The 18025-nt window shown below is 71.4% G+C and carries 12 protein-coding genes; 9 read left to right on the top strand and 3 right to left on the bottom strand.

All coding sequences use genetic code 11. The features are described from left to right. Positions 1-93 precede the first annotated feature (93 nt). Together ACFY0I_RS18765 and ACFY0I_RS18760 are read left to right on the top strand one after the other, a co-directional pair. Positions 94-579, top strand: a complete 486-nt coding sequence (locus ACFY0I_RS18765; protein ID WP_388896693.1) for a DUF485 domain-containing protein — start codon at positions 94-96, stop codon at positions 577-579. Beyond that, positions 576-2168, top strand: coding sequence for a cation acetate symporter (locus tag ACFY0I_RS18760; RefSeq protein WP_388896690.1), 1593 nt, complete (start codon positions 576-578; stop codon positions 2166-2168). The genes ACFY0I_RS18765 and ACFY0I_RS18760 overlap by 4 nt, the downstream gene beginning before the upstream one ends. Before the next feature lie 42 nt (positions 2169-2210). Here the strand turns inward: ACFY0I_RS18760 and ACFY0I_RS18755 are convergent, their stop codons facing one another. Then, the gene (locus tag ACFY0I_RS18755) at positions 2211-2894 is read right to left on the bottom strand and encodes a response regulator (protein WP_388896894.1); all 684 of its coding nucleotides are present in this window, start codon (positions 2892-2894) and stop codon (positions 2211-2213) included. An 11-nt stretch (positions 2895-2905) separates the two neighbouring features. Then, positions 2906-4522, bottom strand: a complete 1617-nt coding sequence (locus tag ACFY0I_RS18750; protein WP_388896687.1) for an ATP-binding protein — start codon at positions 4520-4522, stop codon at positions 2906-2908. 213 nt (positions 4523-4735) lie between these two features. Between ACFY0I_RS18750 and ACFY0I_RS18745 the strand changes: the two genes are divergently transcribed. From ACFY0I_RS18745 to ACFY0I_RS18720, 6 genes are all read left to right on the top strand, one after another. Further along, positions 4736-9022, top strand: coding sequence for a discoidin domain-containing protein (locus ACFY0I_RS18745; protein ID WP_388896684.1), 4287 nt, complete (start codon positions 4736-4738; stop codon positions 9020-9022). A 176-nt stretch (positions 9023-9198) separates the two neighbouring features. After that, positions 9199-10209 (top strand): LacI family DNA-binding transcriptional regulator, encoded by a 1011-nt coding sequence (locus ACFY0I_RS18740; protein WP_388896681.1) that lies wholly within the window; start codon positions 9199-9201, stop codon positions 10207-10209. A gap of 207 nt (positions 10210-10416) precedes the next feature. Beyond that, complete coding sequence (locus ACFY0I_RS18735) at positions 10417-11817, top strand: ABC transporter substrate-binding protein (protein ID WP_388896679.1); 1401 nt, start codon at positions 10417-10419, stop codon at positions 11815-11817. A gap of 137 nt (positions 11818-11954) precedes the next feature. Next, complete coding sequence (locus ACFY0I_RS18730; RefSeq protein WP_388896676.1) at positions 11955-12863, top strand: carbohydrate ABC transporter permease; 909 nt, start codon at positions 11955-11957, stop codon at positions 12861-12863. A 102-nt stretch (positions 12864-12965) separates the two neighbouring features. Further along, positions 12966-13841 (top strand): carbohydrate ABC transporter permease, encoded by an 876-nt coding sequence (locus tag ACFY0I_RS18725; protein ID WP_388896675.1) that lies wholly within the window; start codon positions 12966-12968, stop codon positions 13839-13841. 65 nt (positions 13842-13906) lie between these two features. Further along, on the top strand, positions 13907-15514 hold the full coding sequence (locus ACFY0I_RS18720) for a glycoside hydrolase family 13 protein (protein ID WP_388896672.1): 1608 nt from the start codon (positions 13907-13909) through the stop codon (positions 15512-15514). Positions 15515-15547: 33 nt separating this feature from the next. Here ACFY0I_RS18720 and ACFY0I_RS18715 read toward each other — a convergent pair whose 3' ends face one another. After that, positions 15548-16783: a citrate synthase gene (locus tag ACFY0I_RS18715; protein WP_388896669.1), complete on the bottom strand. Its 1236-nt coding sequence runs from the start codon at positions 16781-16783 to the stop codon at positions 15548-15550. A gap of 70 nt (positions 16784-16853) precedes the next feature. Here ACFY0I_RS18715 and ACFY0I_RS18710 point away from each other — a divergent pair, with 70 nt between their 5' ends. After that, positions 16854-18005 (top strand): citrate synthase, encoded by a 1152-nt coding sequence (locus ACFY0I_RS18710; RefSeq protein WP_388896667.1) that lies wholly within the window; start codon positions 16854-16856, stop codon positions 18003-18005. Positions 18006-18025 lie beyond the last annotated feature (20 nt).

Raw genomic sequence — 18025 nt, 5'->3', positions numbered from 1 at the left:
AGTGAAGAGCACCGGGACACCAGTCCGGAAACGATTCATTCCGCACATCCTTGTGGGCACGCGGCCAATGCGGCGGCGGACAAGGAGAGTTCGGTGGACAAGCACGATGGTCGCGATGCCGGAACGATCCGGCTGGACGACCCCTGGTACGACGCACTGGCCGTGGGCTGGGGCGAGGTTGAGGAAACGGTCCCGCCACACCAGGCCCCGGGGGACCGCCCCGCGCCCGGCGCATCCGACATCTACCTGGAAGTGCAGCGCAGCGCCGCCTTCCAGGAGGTCCGCAGCCGCTACCGGAGGTTCGTCATCCCGGCGACCATCGGCTTCTTCCTCTGGTACGTCGCCTACGTGATCGCCGCCACGGCGGCGCCCGGCCTGATGGCCCGGCCCGTGGTGGGCGCGGTCAACGTGGCCCTGCTGGCGGGGCTCGGGCAGTTCCTCAGCACCTTCCTGCTGACCTGGGCCTACGCCCGGCACGCCCGACTGCGGCGGGACCGGGCCGCGCTCGACCTGCGGTGGACGGTCTTCGAGCAGGAACGCGACCAGGAGCGGAACCGGGCCCGGGGGGAAGCCAGGTGACGACCGAACACCAGACCCTGGCACTGATCCTGTTCAGCCTCTTCATCGCCGTCACCCTCGGCATCACCACCTGGGTCAGTCGCAACCGGCACGGCTCGGCCGAGGAGTTCTACGCGGGCGGGCGGTTGTTCTCCCCGCTGGAGAACGGTTTCGCCATCGCCGGCGACTACATGTCCGCCGCGTCCTTCCTGGGGATCTCCGGGCTGATCGCCCTCTTCGGCTACGACGGCCTGCTGTACTCGGTCGGCTTCCTGGTCGCCTGGCTCGTGGTCCTCTTCCTGGTCGCCGAACTGGTGCGCAACTGCGGGCGCTTCACCCTCGCCGACGTCGTCGCGGCCCGGATGGCCGAGCGCCCGGTACGGATCGCCGCCGGGACCTCCTCCGTGGTGGTCTCGGTGCTCTACCTGATCGCCCAGATGGTCGGCGCGGGCAGCCTGGTGGGCCTGTTGCTCGGGGATTCGGGGCCCGGGGCGCGGACCCTGACCGTGATCGGGGTCGGCGCGCTGATGGTGGTCTACGTGACCTTCGGAGGCATGCGGGCCACCACCTGGATCCAGATCGTGAAGGCCGTACTGCTGATGGGCGGGGCGGTGACCCTGACCGTCCTCGTCCTGCTGCGCTTCCACGGGAACTTCGACCAGCTGCTCACGACCGCGGCCGACCGCAGCGGGCACGGGACCCGCTTCCTGAGCCCCGGCCTCAAGTACGGCGGCGACTGGACCTCCCGCTTCGACTTCATGAGCCTGGGCCTCGCCCTGGTGCTCGGGACGGCGGGCCTGCCGCACATTTTGTCGCGCTTCTACACCGTTCCCACCGCGCGGGCCGCCCGCCGGTCGGTGGTGTGGGCGATCGGGCTGATCGGCGGCTTCTACCTGATGACCATCGTGCTGGGCTTCGGTGCGGCCGCGCTGGTGGGGCCGGACGCGGTGCGGGCCTCGAACGCCTCGGGGAACACGGCCGTACCGCTGCTGGCCGCCTTCCTCGGCGGGGGCGCCGGGTCCACGGGAGGCGCGGTGCTGTTCGCGTTCGTCGCCGCCATCGCCTTCGCCACCATCCTCGCCGTGGTGGCCGGGATCACCCTGGCCTCGTCGGCCTCCGTCGCGCACGACCTCTACGCCTCCCTCAAGCGCCGGCACGCCCGGCAGCGCAGCGAGGTGACGGTGGCGCGGCTGGCGGCGGTCGGGATCGGTGCGGTGGCGATCGGCCTGGGGTTGCTCGCCCAGGACCTGAACGTGGCCTTCCTGGTGGGGCTCGCCTTCGCGGTGGCGGCCTCGGCGAACCTGCCGGTGCTGCTGTACTCGCTCTTCTGGCGCGGGTTCACCACGCGGGGGGCCGTCTGGTCGGTGTACGGGGGGTTGCTTCCCTCGGTGTTGCTGGTGGCGCTGTCGCCGGTGGTCTCGGGGAGTCCGGAATCCCTGTTTCCCGGGGTGGACTTCCAGTACTTCCCGCTGCAGAACCCGGGGATCGTCTCGATCCCGCTGGGCTTCCTGGCGGGATGGCTGGGCACGGTGACCTCCGGCGAGGAGCCGGACGAGCGCAAGCACGCGCAGACCGAGGTCCGCTCCCTGACGGGGGCAGGGGCGGTATAGGCGGCTGGTCGGGCTTCCGGCCGCGTCGGGTCCCCGACCGGTTCAGGCTCCGCCGGGCGGCTGCCAGGAGTAGCGGTGTTCCGGGCGGCCGGTCTCGCCGTAGCGCAGGGCGAGGGTGACGCGGCCGGCGCGGTCGAGGAGCTTCAGGTAGCGCTGGGCGGTCTGGCGGCTGATGCCGGCGCGGTCGGCGACCTGCTGGGTGGACAGGGGGCCCTCGGCCGTGCGCAGGACCTGGCGCACCAGCTCCGCGGTGGTGGGGGAGTGGCCCTTGGGCAGCTCGTTGGGGGTTCCGGCCGTGGCGAGCGCGCCGAAGATCCGGTCCACCTCGGCCTGTTCGGCCTCGCCTCCCCCGGCCAGGGAGCGGTGGAGGGTGGCGTAGGCCTCCAGCTTGCCGCGCAGACCGGCGAAGGTGAACGGCTTGACCAGGTACTGGAGGGCGCCGAGGCGCATGGCCGCTCGGACGGTGGTCAGGTCGCGGGCCGCGGTGACCATGATGACGTCGGTGTGGTGGCCGCGCTGACGCAGCCGACGGACCAGGTCGAGGCCGTTCTCGTCCGGTAGGTAGTGGTCGAGGAGGACCAGGTCCACCGGGTGGGCGGTGAGGAACTCCAGTGCCTCGGCCGCCGAATGGACCTGCGCGGCGACCCGGAACCCGGGAACCTTCGCCACGTAGGCCGCGTTGATCCGGGCAACACGCACGTCGTCGTCGACGACCAATACGTGCATCGGGGTCTCGTTCACCGCAGGGCCTCCGGGAGTACGACGGAGAACTCCGCCCCTCCGTCCGCTGCTTCACCGGCCCGGGCGCTGCCTCCCTGCCGCTCCGCGAGGCGGCGTACGAGGGCGAGGCCGAGCCCGCGTTCGCGGTGGGCCCGGGGCTGCTTCGTGGACCAGCCTTCCGTGAAGACCGCCTCGCGGTGCCCGGCGGGAATGCCCGGGCCGCTGTCGCGCACCCGCAGGACGGCGCTGCGGCCGTCGGCGCGGATGTCGACCTCGACCAGGGGGGCCGCCGAGCCCGCCGCCGCGTCCAGGGCGTTGTCGACCAGGTTGCCGAGGATGGTGACGAGGCCGCCGGGATCCACCAGCCGGTCGGGGAGCAGGGTCGTCGGGGCGAGCCGGAGCGGGACGCCCCGCTCGGCGGCGACCGTCGCCTTGCCCACCAGCAGGGCTGCCAGCAGGGGGTCGTGGACCCGCTCGGTCACCTGCTCGGCCGTGGTGCGGTGCACGCCCACGACCTCGGTCACGAACTCGACGGCTTCCTCGTGCAGGCCCAGTTCGAGCAGGCCGAGCAGGGTGTGCAGGCGGTTGGCGTGTTCGTGGTCCTGGGCGCGCAGGGCGTCGATCAGACCCTTGGTGGAGTCGAGCTCGCGGCCCAGGTGCTCCAGTTCGGTGCGGTCGCGCAAGGTGGCGACGGCGCCGCCGTCCGAGGTGGGCATCCGGTTGGCCACCAGGACGCGGGGCCCTTGGACGGCGAGCAGATCGCGGCCGGTGACGCGGCCGGACAGGACGTCGGTGGTGCGGCCGGCGCCGAGCACCTCGTCGAGGGGGAGGCCGGCGAGGGTGTGCGCGGTGTCCGGGCTGAGGCCCAACAGTCGGGCGGCCTCGTCGTTGACCAGCCGGATCCGGTCCTTCCCGTCGAGGGCGATGACGCCCTCCCGGATGGAGTGGAGCATCGCCTCCCGCTCCGCGAGGAGGCCGGCGATGTCGGAGAAGGCCAGGTCCCTGGTCTGCCGGTGGATCCGGCGGGAGAGCAGGTAGGCGGCGAGCGCGCCGGCCGCCAGGGCGCCGCCGGCGTAGGCCAGCAGACCGGGGATGGCTCCGACCAGCCGGTCGCGGACGTTGTCGTAGGCGATGCCGACCGACACCGCTCCGACGATCTCCCCGTCGGCTGCGACGAGCGGGACCTTGCCACGGGCGGACCGACCCAGGGTGCCCTCGTCGATCTCCATCACCTCACGGCCGGCGAGTGCGTCGCCCGGGTCGGTGGACACGGGGAGCCCGATCCGGTCGGGGCTCGGGTGGGAGCGTCGGATGCCGTTCAGGTCGAGGACGACCACGTACTCGGCTCCGGTCGCCCGCCGGATGCGTTCGGCGGCGGCCTGGACGGGGGTGTCGGCCGCCGGGCCCGATCCCAGGAGGTCCGCGGCCAGCGACGGGTCCGCCGCCGCGCTCTGGGCGATGGCCAGCGCGCGGCGCATGGCCTGGTCGTCCAGCTGGGCGCTCAGCGGTGCCAGGAACAGTCCGGTGGCCAGCGCGAGGACCCCGGCCGCGAGGGCCAGCTGGGTCAGCAGGATCTGGGAGACGGCCCGTCTGGGCAGCCCGAGGCGCCGAGCGCTGGTGGGGAGGAACCGCATGACTAGCACCGTAGGTCGGCTTCGGCCTCAGCGGAATTCCCTCGTCCACGCAAATCGCTTGCGTTATTTACGCCCAGCTTGCGCAAGTGATGCAGGCACGGAAGTGCGGTCAGAAGTGTGGACGGTTGAGCAGGGCTCTGCAATTCTCGCACGGCAACACGCAAATTCCTGTCTCACCTGCTTCCGGAAGTTCATGTCGAGGGACGAGGACCTATGAGAAGGCACACCTGGAGGTGGCGGGCGCTGGCCGCCGTCCTCAGTACGGCCCTGTTGATCATGGGCTGGCCCGCCCTGACCGCCGCGGCCGCGGGCGGTCCGGGCATCGCGGCGGGCCGGCCCGCCGCGGCGAGCAGCAGCAACGGCGTCCACGGCGCCGCCCAGGCCACGGACGGCGACCCCGCCACCTACTGGGAGAGCGCGGGCGGAACCTTTCCGCAGTGGGTGCAGACCGATCTCGGCGCCACCACCCGCGTCGACCAGGTGGTGCTGAAGCTGCCGGCGTCCTGGGAGAGCCGCACGCAGACCCTGGCCGTCCAGGGCAGCGGCGACGGCGCCGCCTTCAGCACCCTGGTCGCGTCGGCCGCGTACGTCTTCGGCCCGGGCAACGGGAACACCGTCACCATCACCTTCCCCGCCACCCAGAGCCGGTACGTACGCATCGCCATCACCGCGAACACCGGCTGGCAGGCCGCGCAACTCTCCGAGCTGGAGGTGCGCACCCCGGACGAGTCATCGCTCGATCTGGCGCGCGGCAGGACCCTGACCGCGAGCAGCAGCACCCAGACCTACCTGCCGGCCAACGCCAACGACGGGAACACCGCCAGCTACTGGGAGAGCGCGAACGGCGCCCTGCCCCAGTGGCTCCAGGTGGACCTCGGCGCCTCCGTGCGCGTCGACCGGGTGGTGCTGCGGTTGCCCGGAACCTGGGGCGCCCGCACCCAGACCCTGAAGATCCAGGGCAGCGTCAACGGCGCCGATCACACGGACCTGACCGCCTCGAAGGGCTACCTGTTCAACGCCGCCGGCGGCAACTCCGTGACCATCGCCTTCGACGCGGCCACCACCCGGTACCTGCGCGTCTGGATCTCCGCCAACACCGAGCAACCCGGTGGCCAACTCTCCGAGCTGGAGGTCTACGGACCGCGCACCGGTGACACCACCGCGCCGACGGCCCCCACCGAACTCGCTTACACCGAGCCGGCCACCGGCCGGATCGCGCTCACGTGGAAGGCGGCGAGCGACGACACCGGCGTCACCGGCTACGACGTCTACGCCAACAACCAACTGGGCACGAGCGTCGCCGGGGACGTCACCACCTACACCGACACGCAACCCACCGGCGCCGCGATCAGCTACCACGTCCGCGCGCGGGACGCGGCCGGCAACCAGTCGCCCAACAGCAACACCGTGACCCGGGCCGCCGACACCGGCGACACCCAGGCCCCGACCGCCCCGGGCGCCCTGACCCTGACCGAACCGGCCGCCGACCGGATCGGACTGTCCTGGCAGGCCTCCACCGACAACGTGGGGGTCACGGGTTACGAGGTCTACGCGAACAACGTGCTGCGCACGACGGTCGCCGGCAACGTCACCGCCCACACCGACACCCAGCCGGCCACCGCCACCGTGACCTACGTCGTCCGGGCCAAGGACGCGGCGGGCAACCGCTCCGGCGACAGCAACTCCGTGACCCGCAACGGCACCGGGGGCGGCGGCTCCAACCTGGCCGTCGGCAAGCCGGTGACCGGCTCCTCCGTGATCCACACCTTCGTGGCGGAGAACGCCACCGACAACAACACGGCCACCTACTGGGAGGGCGCCGCCGGGGCGTACCCGAGCACGCTGACGGTCAAGCTGGGCGCGAACGCGGATCTGCAGCGCCTCGTCCTCAAACTGAACCCGGACAGCGGCTGGGGTGCCCGCACCCAGAACATCCAGGTCCTCGGCCGGGAGCAGAGCGCCTCCGCCGTCACCGGGCTGGTCGCCGCGAAGGACTACGCCTTCGACCCCGCGTCCGGCAACACCGTCACCATCCCGCTGAGCGCGCGCGTCGCCGACGTCCAGCTGCGCTTCACCTCCAACACGGGCTCCTCCAACGGGCAGATCGCCGAGTTCCAGGTCATCGGGGCGCCGGCGCCCAACCCGGACCTGGAGGTCACGGGGCTGAGCGCCGCTCCGATCGCCCCCGTGGAGTCGGACCCGATCACGCTCTTCGCCACCGTCAAGAACAGCGGTCCGGCCCCGGCCCCCGCCACCGCCGTGACCTTCACGCTCGGCGGTACGAAGGCGGGCACGGCCGCCGTACCCGCGCTGGCCGCCGGGGCGAGCGCCACCGTCAGCGCCGGGATCGGCGCGCGCGACGCCGGGACGTACCAGCTCGGCGCGGTCGTTGACGAGGCGAACACCGTGGTGGAGCAGAACGACAGCAACAACGCGTTCACCGGATCCCCGCTGGTGGTCCGCGGCGTCGACAGCTCCGACCTGGTCGCCTCCGAGGTGAGTTGGTCGCCGTCCGCCCCGTCCGAGGGCAAGCCGGTCACCTTCGCCGTCACGGTCCGCAACCAGGGCACGATCGCCACGGCCCCCGGCCCGCACGCGGTCACGCTCACCCTCCAGGACGCGGCCGGCGCCACCGTCCGCACCCTGACGGGATCCTTCGACGGCGCCCTCGCCGCCGGCGCGGCCACGGCCCCGATCGCGCTCGGCAGCTGGCCGGCCGCGAACGGCAGGTACACGGTCAGGGTGGTCCTCGCGGACGACGCGGCCGAACTGCCCGTCAAGCGCACCAACAACACCTCCACCAGGTCGTTCTTCGTCGGTCGGGGCGCGAACATGCCCTTCGACATGTACGAGGCGGAGGACGCCGTCACGGGTGGCGGGGCCACGGTGGTCGGTCCCAACCGGACCATCGGTGACATCGCGGGCGAGGCCTCGGGCCGCCGGGCGGTCAACCTCGACGCGACCGGCGAGTACGTCGAGTTCACCACCCGAGCCACCACGAACACCCTGGTCACCCGCTTCTCCATCCCCGACGCCCCGGGCGGCGGAGGCATCGACTCCACCATCAACGTCTACGTCGACGGGGCCTTCAAGAAGGCGCTGCCGCTGACCTCCAAGTACGCCTGGTTGTACGGGGCCGAGGCCTCGCCGGGCAATGCGCCGAGTGCCGGGGCGCCGCGCCACATCTACGACGAGGCGAACATCCTCCTCGGTGAGACCGTTCCCAAGGGCAGTCGGATCCGGCTCCAGAAGGACGCCGCCAACACCTCCACCTATGCGATCGACTTCGTCAGCCTGGAGCAGGCGACCGCCGCCACGAACCCGGACCCGCAGACCTACGCGGTACCGGCCGGCTTCGGCCACCAGGACGTGCAGAACGCCCTGGACAAGGTCCGGATGGACCCCACGGGCAAGCTGGTCGGCGTCTACCTGCCGCCGGGCGACTACCGGACGGCGAGCAAGTTCCAGGTGTACGGCAAGGCCGTGCAGGTGGTCGGCGCCGGACCGTGGTTCACCCGCTTCCACGCCCCGTCGGAGCAGGACAACACCGACATCGGCTGGCGGGCCGACGGCACCGCGAAGGGATCCTCCTTCTCCGGCTTCGCCTACTTCGGCAACTACACCTCGCGCATCGACGGCCCGGGCAAGGTCTTCGACTTCGCGGGCGTCTCCGACATCACCATCGACAACATCTGGAACGAGCACATGGTGTGCCTGTACTGGGGCGCCAACACCGACCGGATCACCATCAAGAACTCGCGGATCCGTGACATGTTCGCCGACGGCATCAACATGACCAACGGAAGCACCGACAACCTCGTGACCAACAACGAGGCGCGTGCCACGGGCGACGACAGCTTCGCGCTGTTCTCCGCGATCGACGCGGGCGGCGCGGACATGAAGAACAACGTCTACGAGAACCTGACCACGATCCTGACCTGGAGAGCCGCCGGGGTGGCCGTCTACGGAGGCTTCAACAACACCTTCCGCAACATCCACATCGCCGACACCCTCGTCTACTCGGGCATCACCATCAGCTCGCTGGACTTCGGATACCCGATGAACGGGTTCGGGACGGAACCGACGACCTTCGAGAACATCTCGGTCGTCCGGTCCGGCGGCCACTTCTGGGGCGGCCAGACCTTCCCCGGGATCTGGCTCTTCTCCGCCTCGAAGGTGTTCCAGGGCATCCGGATCAACAACGTCGACATCATCGATCCGACGTACAGCGGCATCATGTTCCAGACGCAGTACGTCGGCGGCCAACCGGTCAACCCGATCAAGGACACCGTCCTGAGGGACATCACCATCACCGGGGCGAGGAAGAGCGGTGACGCCTTCGACGCCAAGTCCGGCTTCGGGCTCTGGGCGAACGAGATGCCCGAGGCGGGCCAGGGTCCGGCGGTCGGCTCGGTCACCCTCCACAACCTGAGGACCGGCGACAACGCCGTGGACATACGGAACACGACCTCGACGTTCCGGATCGATCGGCTGCCGTAGCCGCGCGGCCGGGCATGCACGGGGCGGACGCCGCTCGGGGAATTCCCGGGCGGCGTCCGGCCCTTTCCGGGTCCCGCGGCCGTCCGGCGGTCTTCCCGGGGGCGGACCGAACCCCCGTCAAACTGGCTGTAATCGAACTGCAAGGAATTTGCATCGCTTGCGCTACTCTTGCGTTCATGACGCGACGACTTGCTCAAGTGGCGAAGAAGGTGGGAGTCAGCGAGGCAACGGTCAGCCGGGTGCTCAACGGCAAGCCGGGCGTCTCGGAGGCGACCCGCCAATCCGTGCTCACCGCACTGGACGTGCTGGGGTACGAGCGCCCCACCCAGTTGCGCGGTGAACGCGCGAGACTGGTCGGCCTCGTGCTGCCGGAGCTCCAGAACCCGATCTTCCCGGCCTTCGCCGAGGTCATCGGCGGCGCCCTCGCCCAACAGGGGCTCACCCCCGTGTTGTGCACGCAGACCACCGGCGGGGTCTCCGAGGCCGACTACGTGGAACTCCTGCTCCAGCAGCAGGTCTCCGGGGTGGTCTTCGCCGGAGGGCTCTTCGCGCAGGCCGACGCCCCGCACGAGCACTACAGGCTGCTGTCGGAACGCAAGGTTCCGGTCGTGCTGATCAACGCCTCCATAGAGGACCTCGGGTTCCCGTGCGTGGCCTGCGACGACGCCGTCGCGGTCGAGCAGGCCTGGCGCCACCTGGCCTCCCTGGGGCACGAGCGGATCGGCCTGGTGCTGGGCCCGCCCGACCACATCCCCTCCCTGCGCAAGCTGGTCGCGGCCCAGGCCGTCGCCGCGGCGGCCGGCTCCGAGCTGCCCGCCGCGCACGTGGAGCGGACCCTGTTCTCCCTGGAGGGCGGTCACGCGGCCACCTCCCGCCTGCTGGACCGCGGGGTCACCGGCATCATCTGCGCGAGCGACCCGCTGGCCCTGGGGGCCGTACGGGCGGCCCGGCGCCGGGGTCTGGACGTCCCCGGCCAGGTCTCCGTGGTGGGGTACGACGACTCCGCGTTCATGAACTGCACCGAACCCCCGCTGACCACCGTCCGCCAGCCCATCGAAGCCATGGGTCGGGCCGCGGTCGAGCTGCTCACCGCGCAGATCCAGGGCGCCGCCGTGCAGCCGGGGGAACTGCTCTTCGAGCCGGAGCTGGTGGTCCGCGGCTCCACGGCCAAGGCGCCGCGCGGGTAGCTGGTACCGGCCTGCCCCACGGGTGCGGGGCTCCGGGCTCCGGAACGTCAGTCGACGTTCCGGAGCCCTTTTTGCGTTCCCCGCCCGGCAGTCTTCTGCCAATCTCTTGCGGAGTCTGCGCGAGATATTGCGTTCATCTGTCGGTGGTGGTTGAGTGTGCCGCGCTCGCCCCCACGCCTCCTGCCCGAAGCTCGAAGGGGACCACCGATGAGAACCAACGTCCGCCGCAACGTCGCGGCCGCCCTCGTCTCCGCGCTCGCCGTGACCGCCCTCGCGGCCTGCGGTACGAGCAGCAGCGGTGACGACCCGAAGGAGCAGCCGAGCGGCGGTTCCGCCGACGCCTCCGCCCCGCTCGACCCGAAGACCAAGGTCACCCTCTCCATCGACTGCATGCCGCCGGCGGCCAAGGCGGCGGAGTTGAAGGAGTGGAAGGAGGACGTGGCGGAGTTCAACAAGACCTACCCGAACGTCACGATCGACGGCCGTTCCACCCCCGGGCAGTGCCTCGAGCCCCCGCGCTTCACGGCGATGCTCAAGGCCAAGTCCCAGCCGGACGTCTTCTACACGTACTTCACCGATCTCCAGCAGGTGTTGGACAACGACGGGGCCGAGGACGTCTCCGCGTACGTGACCCCCGCCTCGGTGCCCGCCCTCGGTGACATCGACAAGAACGTGCTGGACGTCCTCAGGAAGGACGGCAAGCTGTACGGCCTGCCCACCAGCAACTACACGATGGGCCTGCTGATCAACCGCAAGCTGTTCCGGGACGCGGGCCTCGACCCCGATTCCCCGCCCCGTACCTGGGAAGAGGTCCGGGCCGCGGCGAAGAAGATCGCCGCGCTCGGCAACGGCACCGCGGGCTTCGGTGAGTACAGCGTGGAGAACACCGGCGGCTGGCACTACACGGCCACCATGTACGGACTGGGCGGCGACATCGTCGGCGCCGACGGCAAGGCCGCCTTCAACAACGCCACCGGCAGGCAGATCGTCGACAACCTCCGCGCCATGCGCTGGGACGACGACAGCATGGGCCGGACCCAGTTGCTCAAGTGGGGCGACCTGCAGAAGCAGATGGCCTCGGACAAGCTCGGCATGTTCCTCGCCGCGCCCGACGACATCACGTACATGGTCCAGCAGTTGGGGGCGAAGTACGAGAACTTCGGCATGGGCCCGATCCCGGGCGGCGCGTCCACCCTGGCCGGCGGAAACGGGTACGTGATCAAGAAGGGCAGCTCACCCGACAAGATCAAGGCGGCCGTGGCCTGGCTGAACTTCAAGACCCTCGCCGTCGGCAAGGGCCAGTTCCGGTACGACCGCAGCAAGGCGGACGGCCTGCCCGTCGGCCTCCCGCAACCCGCTTTCTTCACCGGCGCGAGCAGGGCCGAGGACGACCGGCTGAAGGCGGCGAGCGCCACCATGCCGATCGCGAACTTCAAGAGCTTCCTGGACAACCCCGTTTCCGGCAAGACCGAGCCGCCGAAGGCCCAGGAGGTCTACAAGGTGCTCGACAAGGTGATGTCCGGCGTCCTCACCAACAAGGACGCCGACCCCGCGCAGCTCCTCGGCGAGGCCGAGAAGGCCGTCAACCAGGTACTGGGGAACCAGTAAGGGCCCGCGGGTGGGCCGGGCAGCGGCGCGGTCGCCGGCCCCGGTCCCACCCGCCCTCCCGGGCCCCGGTCCCACCCCCGTACTCCCACCCGGCCCCCTCGTACCTGGAAGCGACGACCAGCAAGGAGCGAGCGGCGATGCCGGTCCCCACCCTTCCCAGAGCCCCCCGCCCGGAGTTCCACCGGGCACTCAAGCGGAACCTCACGGCCCACGGCTTCCTGATCGGCGCCGTCCTGTGCTTCGCCTTCTTCTCCTGGTACCCGATGGTCCGGGAGTTCCTGCTGGCCTTCCAGAAGACGGAAGGCGGAACCACCCGCTGGGTCGGCTGGGACAACTTCGCGTACGTCTTCGGGGACCCGAGCTTCTGGCAGGCCTGGCGCAACACCCTGCTCTTCACCGGCCTGGCCCTGGTCCTCGGCTTCGCGGTCCCCTTCGTGATCGCGCTCGTGCTCAACGAACTGCGGCACGCCCGCGGTTACCTGCGCCTGCTGGTCTACCTGCCGGTGATGATGCCGCCGGTGGCCTCGGTCCTGCTGTTCAAGTACTTCTACGACCCCGGGTACGGCCTGTTCAACCGGGCGCTGGAGTTCCTGCACCTGCCCCCGCAGGACTGGCTGCAGTCCACCGACACGGCGATGCTGTCCGTCGTCATCGCCTCCACGTGGATGAACATGGGCGGTGCGACCCTGATCTACCTGGCCGCCCTCCAGGGCATCCCCGGCGAACTGTACGAAGCGGCGGAGCTCGACGGGGCGGGCCTGTTGCGCAAGATCTGGCACGTCACGGTCCCGCAGACCAAGCTGATCCTCTCGCTGATGCTGCTGATGCAGGTGATCGCGACGATGCAGGTGTTCGTCGAACCGTTCCTGCTGACCGGTGGCGCCGGCCCCGAGGGCTCCACCACCACCGTCGTCGTCCTCATCTACCAGTACGCCTTCAACTTCAACCAGTACGGCGGCGCCGCGGCCATGGGCCTGTGCCTGCTCGTCCTCCTCGCCGGCTTCTCCGCCCTGTACGTCCGCCTCAGCCGCGACAACGAGAGCTGACCGGGAACCGGCCCGAGAACCGGCCGTGGGCCGTGGGCCCTGAGCCCTGAGCCGGACCGAGACCCGATCGCCGACCGCGAGCGCCGACAAGGAGCCCTTCCCGTGGCAGAGCGCACCCTGATATCGCCCGTCCGGCTCGGCCGCACGCGGGGCAGGATCCTCTACTGGACCGTCCTCGCGCTGGTCGTCGCCGGCTTCACCCTCGTCTTCCTCGGCCCCCTCTACTGGATGGTCGCGAACGGCCTCAAGAGCACCGAGGAGTTCGCCCGGGTCCCGCCGACCCTGGTCCCGGACTCCCTGCACACCGCGAACTACACGGCCGCCTGGAAGGTCATGGACCTCGCGAAACTGCTGTTCAACACCCTCTACTACGCCTTCGGCGCGCTCGTCTTCCAGCTCGTCCTCGACGTGGCCGCCGCCTATTCGCTGTCCAGGCTGCGCCCGGTCTTCGGCAAGGTCGTCCTCGGCATGATGCTCGCCACCCTGATGATCCCGGCCACCGTCCTGGTCGTCCCCCAGTACCTGACGGTCCTGGACATGCCGATCATCGAGCGGAACCTGCTCAACACGCCCTGGGTGATCTGGCTGCCGGCCGTCACCAACGCCTTCTCCATCTTCCTGCTGAAGCGGTTCTTCGACTCCATCCCGAAGGAGATCCTCGACGCCGCCGCGATCGACGGCGCGAGCGCGCTGCGCATCCTGCGCTCGGTGGTCCTGCCGATGTCCCGGCCCGTTCTCGGCGTCGTCTCGATCTTCGCGATCGTCGGCGTCTGGAAGGACTTCCTCTGGCCGATGCTCACCCTCCCCGATCCCGCCCTGCAAACGCTGAACGTCGGCATCTACTCGCTGGCCAGCGGCGTTCCCGAGAACCACCTGATCGCCGCGCTCGCGATGGCCTGCGCGCCGACCCTCGTCATCTTCCTGATCTTCCAGCGCAACATCATGAGCGGCCTGACGGCCGGCTCCCTCAAGGGCTGACCGACCGTTCCGGGACCTCCGCCGAGCCGCCCGGCCGACCGCACCCGCCGTGAAAGGACCCTGACGTGGCCGACCTTCCCCTGCCCGACAGCGACGCCGACTGGTGGCGCTCAGCGGCCATCTACCAGGTGTACGTACGCAGCTTCGCCGACGGCGACGGGGACGGCACCGGTGACCTCGCGGGCGTCCGGGCCCGCCTGCCGTACCTCGCCGAACTGGGGGTGGACGCCCTGTGGTTCACCCCCTGGTACCTGTCCCCGCTCGCCGACGGCGGCTACGACGTCGCCGACTACCGCACCATCGACCCCGCCTTCGGCACCCTCGCCGAAGCCGAGAAGCTCATCGCCGAAGCCCGCGCGCTGGGCATCCGTACGATCATCGACATCGTCCCGAACCACGTGTCCGACCGGCACGCCTGGTTCCGCGCCGCCCTCGACGCCGGCCCCGGCAGCCCCGAGCGGGAGCTCTTCCACTTCCGCCCCGGCCGCGGCGAGCACGGCGAACTGCCGCCGGGGGACTGGCCCTCGCAGTTCAACGGCGCCGCCACCTGGACCCGCGTACCGGACGGGGAGTGGTACCTGCACCTGTTCACCGCGCAGCAGCCCGACCTCAACTGGGACCACCCCGAGGTGCGACGGGAACACGAGGAGGTGCTGCGCTTCTGGTTCGAGCGGGGGGTCGCCGGCGTACGGATCGACTCCGCGGCCCTGCTGGCGAAGGATCCGACCCTGCCCGACCTGGCGGGCCGGCCGGCCGGCCCCTGGACCGGGGAGCCCCACCCCTTCATCGACCGCGACGACCTCCACGCGATCTACCGCTCCTGGCGGGAGATCGCCGACGCGTACGGAGCCGTCTTCGTCGGCGAGGTCTGGCTCCCCGACTCCGAGCGCTTCGCCCGCTACCTGCGCCCCGACGAACTGCACACCGCCTTCAACTTCTCCTTCCTCAGCTGTCCGTGGGACGCCGAGCGGCTGCGCACCTCCATCGAGGAGACCCTCGCCGAACACGCCCCGGTCGGGGCCCCGGCCACCTGGGTGCTGTGCAACCACGACGTCACCCGGACCGTGACCCGCTACGGCCGCGCCGACACGGGCTTCGACTTCGCCACGAAGGCGTTCGGCATCCCGTCCGACCCGGTGCTGGGCACCCGGCGGGCGCGTGCCGCCGCCCTGCTGACCCTCGCCCTGCCCGGCTCCGTGTACCTGTACCAGGGCGAGGAACTGGGCCTGCCCGAGGCCGACGTCCCGCTCGACCGGATCCAGGACCCCATGCACTTCCGCTCCGGCGGCACCGACCCCGGCCGCGACGGCTGCCGGGTGCCGCTGCCCTGGAGCGCCGAGCCCTGGCACGATCCGTGGCTGCCCCAGCCCGCGCACTGGGCGACGTACGCCGCGGACCGGCAGGACGGCGACCCGGACTCGATGCTCACCCTCTACCGCACCGCCCTGCGGCTGCGCCGGGACGCGGCCGGGTTCGGTGGTGGCGGCCTGCGCTGGCTGCCCGCCCCGCCCGGGGTACTGGCCTTCGCCCGCCCCGACGGCCTGCTCTGCGTGGTCAACCTCTCCGGCGACCCGGTGACCCTCCCGGCCCGTACGAGCCTCCTGCTGGGCAGCGCCGCCCTCGACGCGGAGGGGCTGCTCCCGCCGGACACGGGGGTCTGGCTGCGGACCTGACGCCGCAGCCGACCCCCGGCGGGGACCCGCCCGTCACGGCAGCGGCTGCGGCGGGCGGGGCCCCTGGTACTGCCCGCTCGGTCGCATCCGCAGCGGCCGCTCCTGGTACTCCTCCAGGGCGTGCGCGATCCAACCCGCCGTCCGCGCCACCGCGAACACCGTCTCCCCGGCCTCGGCGCGCATCCCGCAGGACACCGTCAGCACCGCCAGCGCCAGGTCCACGTTGGCGTGCAGTCCGTGCCGGGCCATCACCGCCGCCACGTCACGCGCCGCACCGAGCGCCGGAGCCGCCTGCGGCAGGTCCCCCAACCGCCCGAACAGCGCCCCGGCCCGCGGGTCCTCGCCGCGGTACAACCGGTGGCCGAGCCCGGGCACCGGGCGTCCCGCCCGCAGGTACTCCGCCACCACCGGCGCCGCGCCGCCCCGCTCCAGCACCTCCACCAGCATCCGGTGGGCCAGCCGTCCGGCGGCGCCGTGCAGCGGCCCCTCCAGGGCGCCGAGTCCCGCCGAGACCGCCGCGTACGGATGGGCCCGGGCCGACGCCGCCACCCGTACGGCCAGCGTGGAGGCGGCCAGATCGTGATCGGTCAGCAGCCCGAGGGCCAGGTCCAGCACCTCCAGCGCACGCGGTTCGGGGTCCGCCGCGGTGAGCCGGGACCAGAGCTCCCGGGCGACCGGGGCCCCGTCCCCGGCGGCCGGGCCCCGCTCGGGCAGGGCGCCGGCCAGTGTCGGGACGAGGGAGCGCGCGGAGCCCAGTACGGCCTCCTCGGACAGGTCGAAGCGCAGCGGGTCCGTCACCGCGGCGGCCGCCACCGCCACCCGGAGCCGGTCGACGGGGCCGCTGTGCTCGGGGAGCGCGGCCACCGCCCGGCGAGCCGCGGCCAGCGCCTCCGGGGGAGCGGCGAAGGAGGCGCCGGGCCGCGGTTCGCCCGTCCAGAGCCACTCGGCGACCTCCTCGTACGGATACCGGGAGGCCAGCTCGACGGCGTCCACGCCCCGGAACCAGTACCGGTCGTCCTCGATCAGGGTGAGCGAGGTGCGTACGGAGAGCTCCCCGGCCGGAGCCGCCGCCTCGCGCCGGCTGCGCCGGGCCAAGGCCTCCACCTCACCCGCGTCGAAGGTGCTGCCGCGCCCGACGGGGTCGCGACGGCTGGTGAGCTGGCCGCGGCTGACGTACGCGTAGACGGTCGCCGGCTTCACGCCGAGGGCGAGGGCGGCCTCCTGGGTGGTGAGGCGGCGCGTGCTGTCGGCGGCGGGCTGATCGCTCATGACACACAGCCTACATATATTGATTCAATCAACATTGACAAGGATTGATTCAAGCATGGATGGTCGATCCATGAACACCACCGTCGCAGTACCCCGTGGCCTCGCCGGAGTCGTCGTCACCGAAACCCGACTCGGCGACGTCCGCGGCCAGGAGGGCTTCTACCACTACCGCGAGTACTCGGCCGTCGAGCTCGCCGCAGGCCGCACCTTCGAGGACGTGTGGCACCTGATGTTCCACGGCACGCTGCCCGTGGACGCCGCCGAACGCGCCGCCTTCACCGCCCGCGTCGCCCCGCTGCGCCGACTGCCCGCCGCCGTCCGCGACGCCCTGCCCGGCCTCGCCCGTGCCACCGCCGCATCGGGGCCGCTCGCCGGACTGCGCACCGCGCTCTCGCTGCTCGGTGCCTGCGCCGGCTTCCGGCCCGTCTTCGACCTCGACGCCGACCACCGCGCCGCCGACGCCCTCGCCGCCTGCGCCGCCGTGCCCACCCTGCTCACCGCCCTGCACCGACTCGGCCAGGGCCTGGAACCGGTGGATCCGCGCGACGACCTCCCGTACGCGGCCAACTACCTCTGGATGCTGACCGGGCAGGAGCCGGACCCCGTCCGCACCCGCGCCGTCGAGCGGTACCTCATCTCCACCGTCGACCACGGCTTCAACGCCTCCACCTTCACCGCCCGCGTGATCGCCTCCACCGGGGCCGACGTCGCCGCCTGCCTGACCGGAGCCATCGGAGCGCTGTCCGGACCGCTGCACGGCGGCGCCCCGAGCCGCGCCCTGGACACCCTCGACGCCATCGGCACCGTCGAACGCATCGGGCCCTGGATCCGGGAACGGGTCCTCGCCGGGGACCGGATCATGGGCTTCGGGCACCCCGTCTACCGCACCGAGGACCCGCGCTCCCGGATGCTGCGGGAGATCGCCCAGCAGTTCGGCGGGCCGCTCGTGGACTTCTCCGTCGAGGTCGAACGGCAGGTGGAGGAGATCCTCGCCGAGCTCAAGCCCGGCCGCGCGCTGCACACCAACGTGGAGTTCTACGCGGGGATCGTCATGGAGCTGTGCGGGCTGCCCCGCGAGATGTTCACCCCGACCTTCTGCGCCGCGCGCGTCGTCGGTTGGAGCGCGAACGTCCTCGAACAGGCCGCCGACTCGAAGATCATCCGTCCCGCAGCCCGCTACACCGGCCCCACCCCTCCCCGGCCCGTGCCGCTCCTCGACTGACCGGTCCTGGTTACCATCGG

The organism is Streptomyces sp. NPDC001568 (assembly GCF_042893755.1).
Lineage (GTDB): Bacteria > Actinomycetota > Actinomycetes > Streptomycetales > Streptomycetaceae > Streptomyces.
Note: the sequence above shows the minus strand (reverse complement) of the source record. Positions and strands in the feature narration are given on the sequence as shown.

Excerpts from the sequence above, each read along its gene's own strand:
- ACFY0I_RS18755 (WP_388896894.1), bottom strand. The coding sequence starts at position 2,894 with ATGCACGTATTGGTCGTCGACGACGACGTGCGTGTTGCCCGGATCAAC.
- ACFY0I_RS18750 (WP_388896687.1), bottom strand. The coding sequence starts at position 4,522 with ATGCGGTTCCTCCCCACCAGCGCTCGGCGCCTCGGGCTGCCCAGACGG.
- ACFY0I_RS18745 (WP_388896684.1), top strand. The coding sequence starts at position 4,736 with ATGAGAAGGCACACCTGGAGGTGGCGGGCGCTGGCCGCCGTCCTCAGT.
- ACFY0I_RS18740 (WP_388896681.1), top strand. The coding sequence starts at position 9,199 with ATGACGCGACGACTTGCTCAAGTGGCGAAGAAGGTGGGAGTCAGCGAG.
- ACFY0I_RS18735 (WP_388896679.1), top strand. The coding sequence starts at position 10,417 with ATGAGAACCAACGTCCGCCGCAACGTCGCGGCCGCCCTCGTCTCCGCG.
- ACFY0I_RS18730 (WP_388896676.1), top strand. The coding sequence starts at position 11,955 with ATGCCGGTCCCCACCCTTCCCAGAGCCCCCCGCCCGGAGTTCCACCGG.
- ACFY0I_RS18715 (WP_388896669.1), bottom strand. The coding sequence starts at position 16,783 with ATGAGCGATCAGCCCGCCGCCGACAGCACGCGCCGCCTCACCACCCAG.
- ACFY0I_RS18710 (WP_388896667.1), top strand. The coding sequence starts at position 16,854 with ATGAACACCACCGTCGCAGTACCCCGTGGCCTCGCCGGAGTCGTCGTC.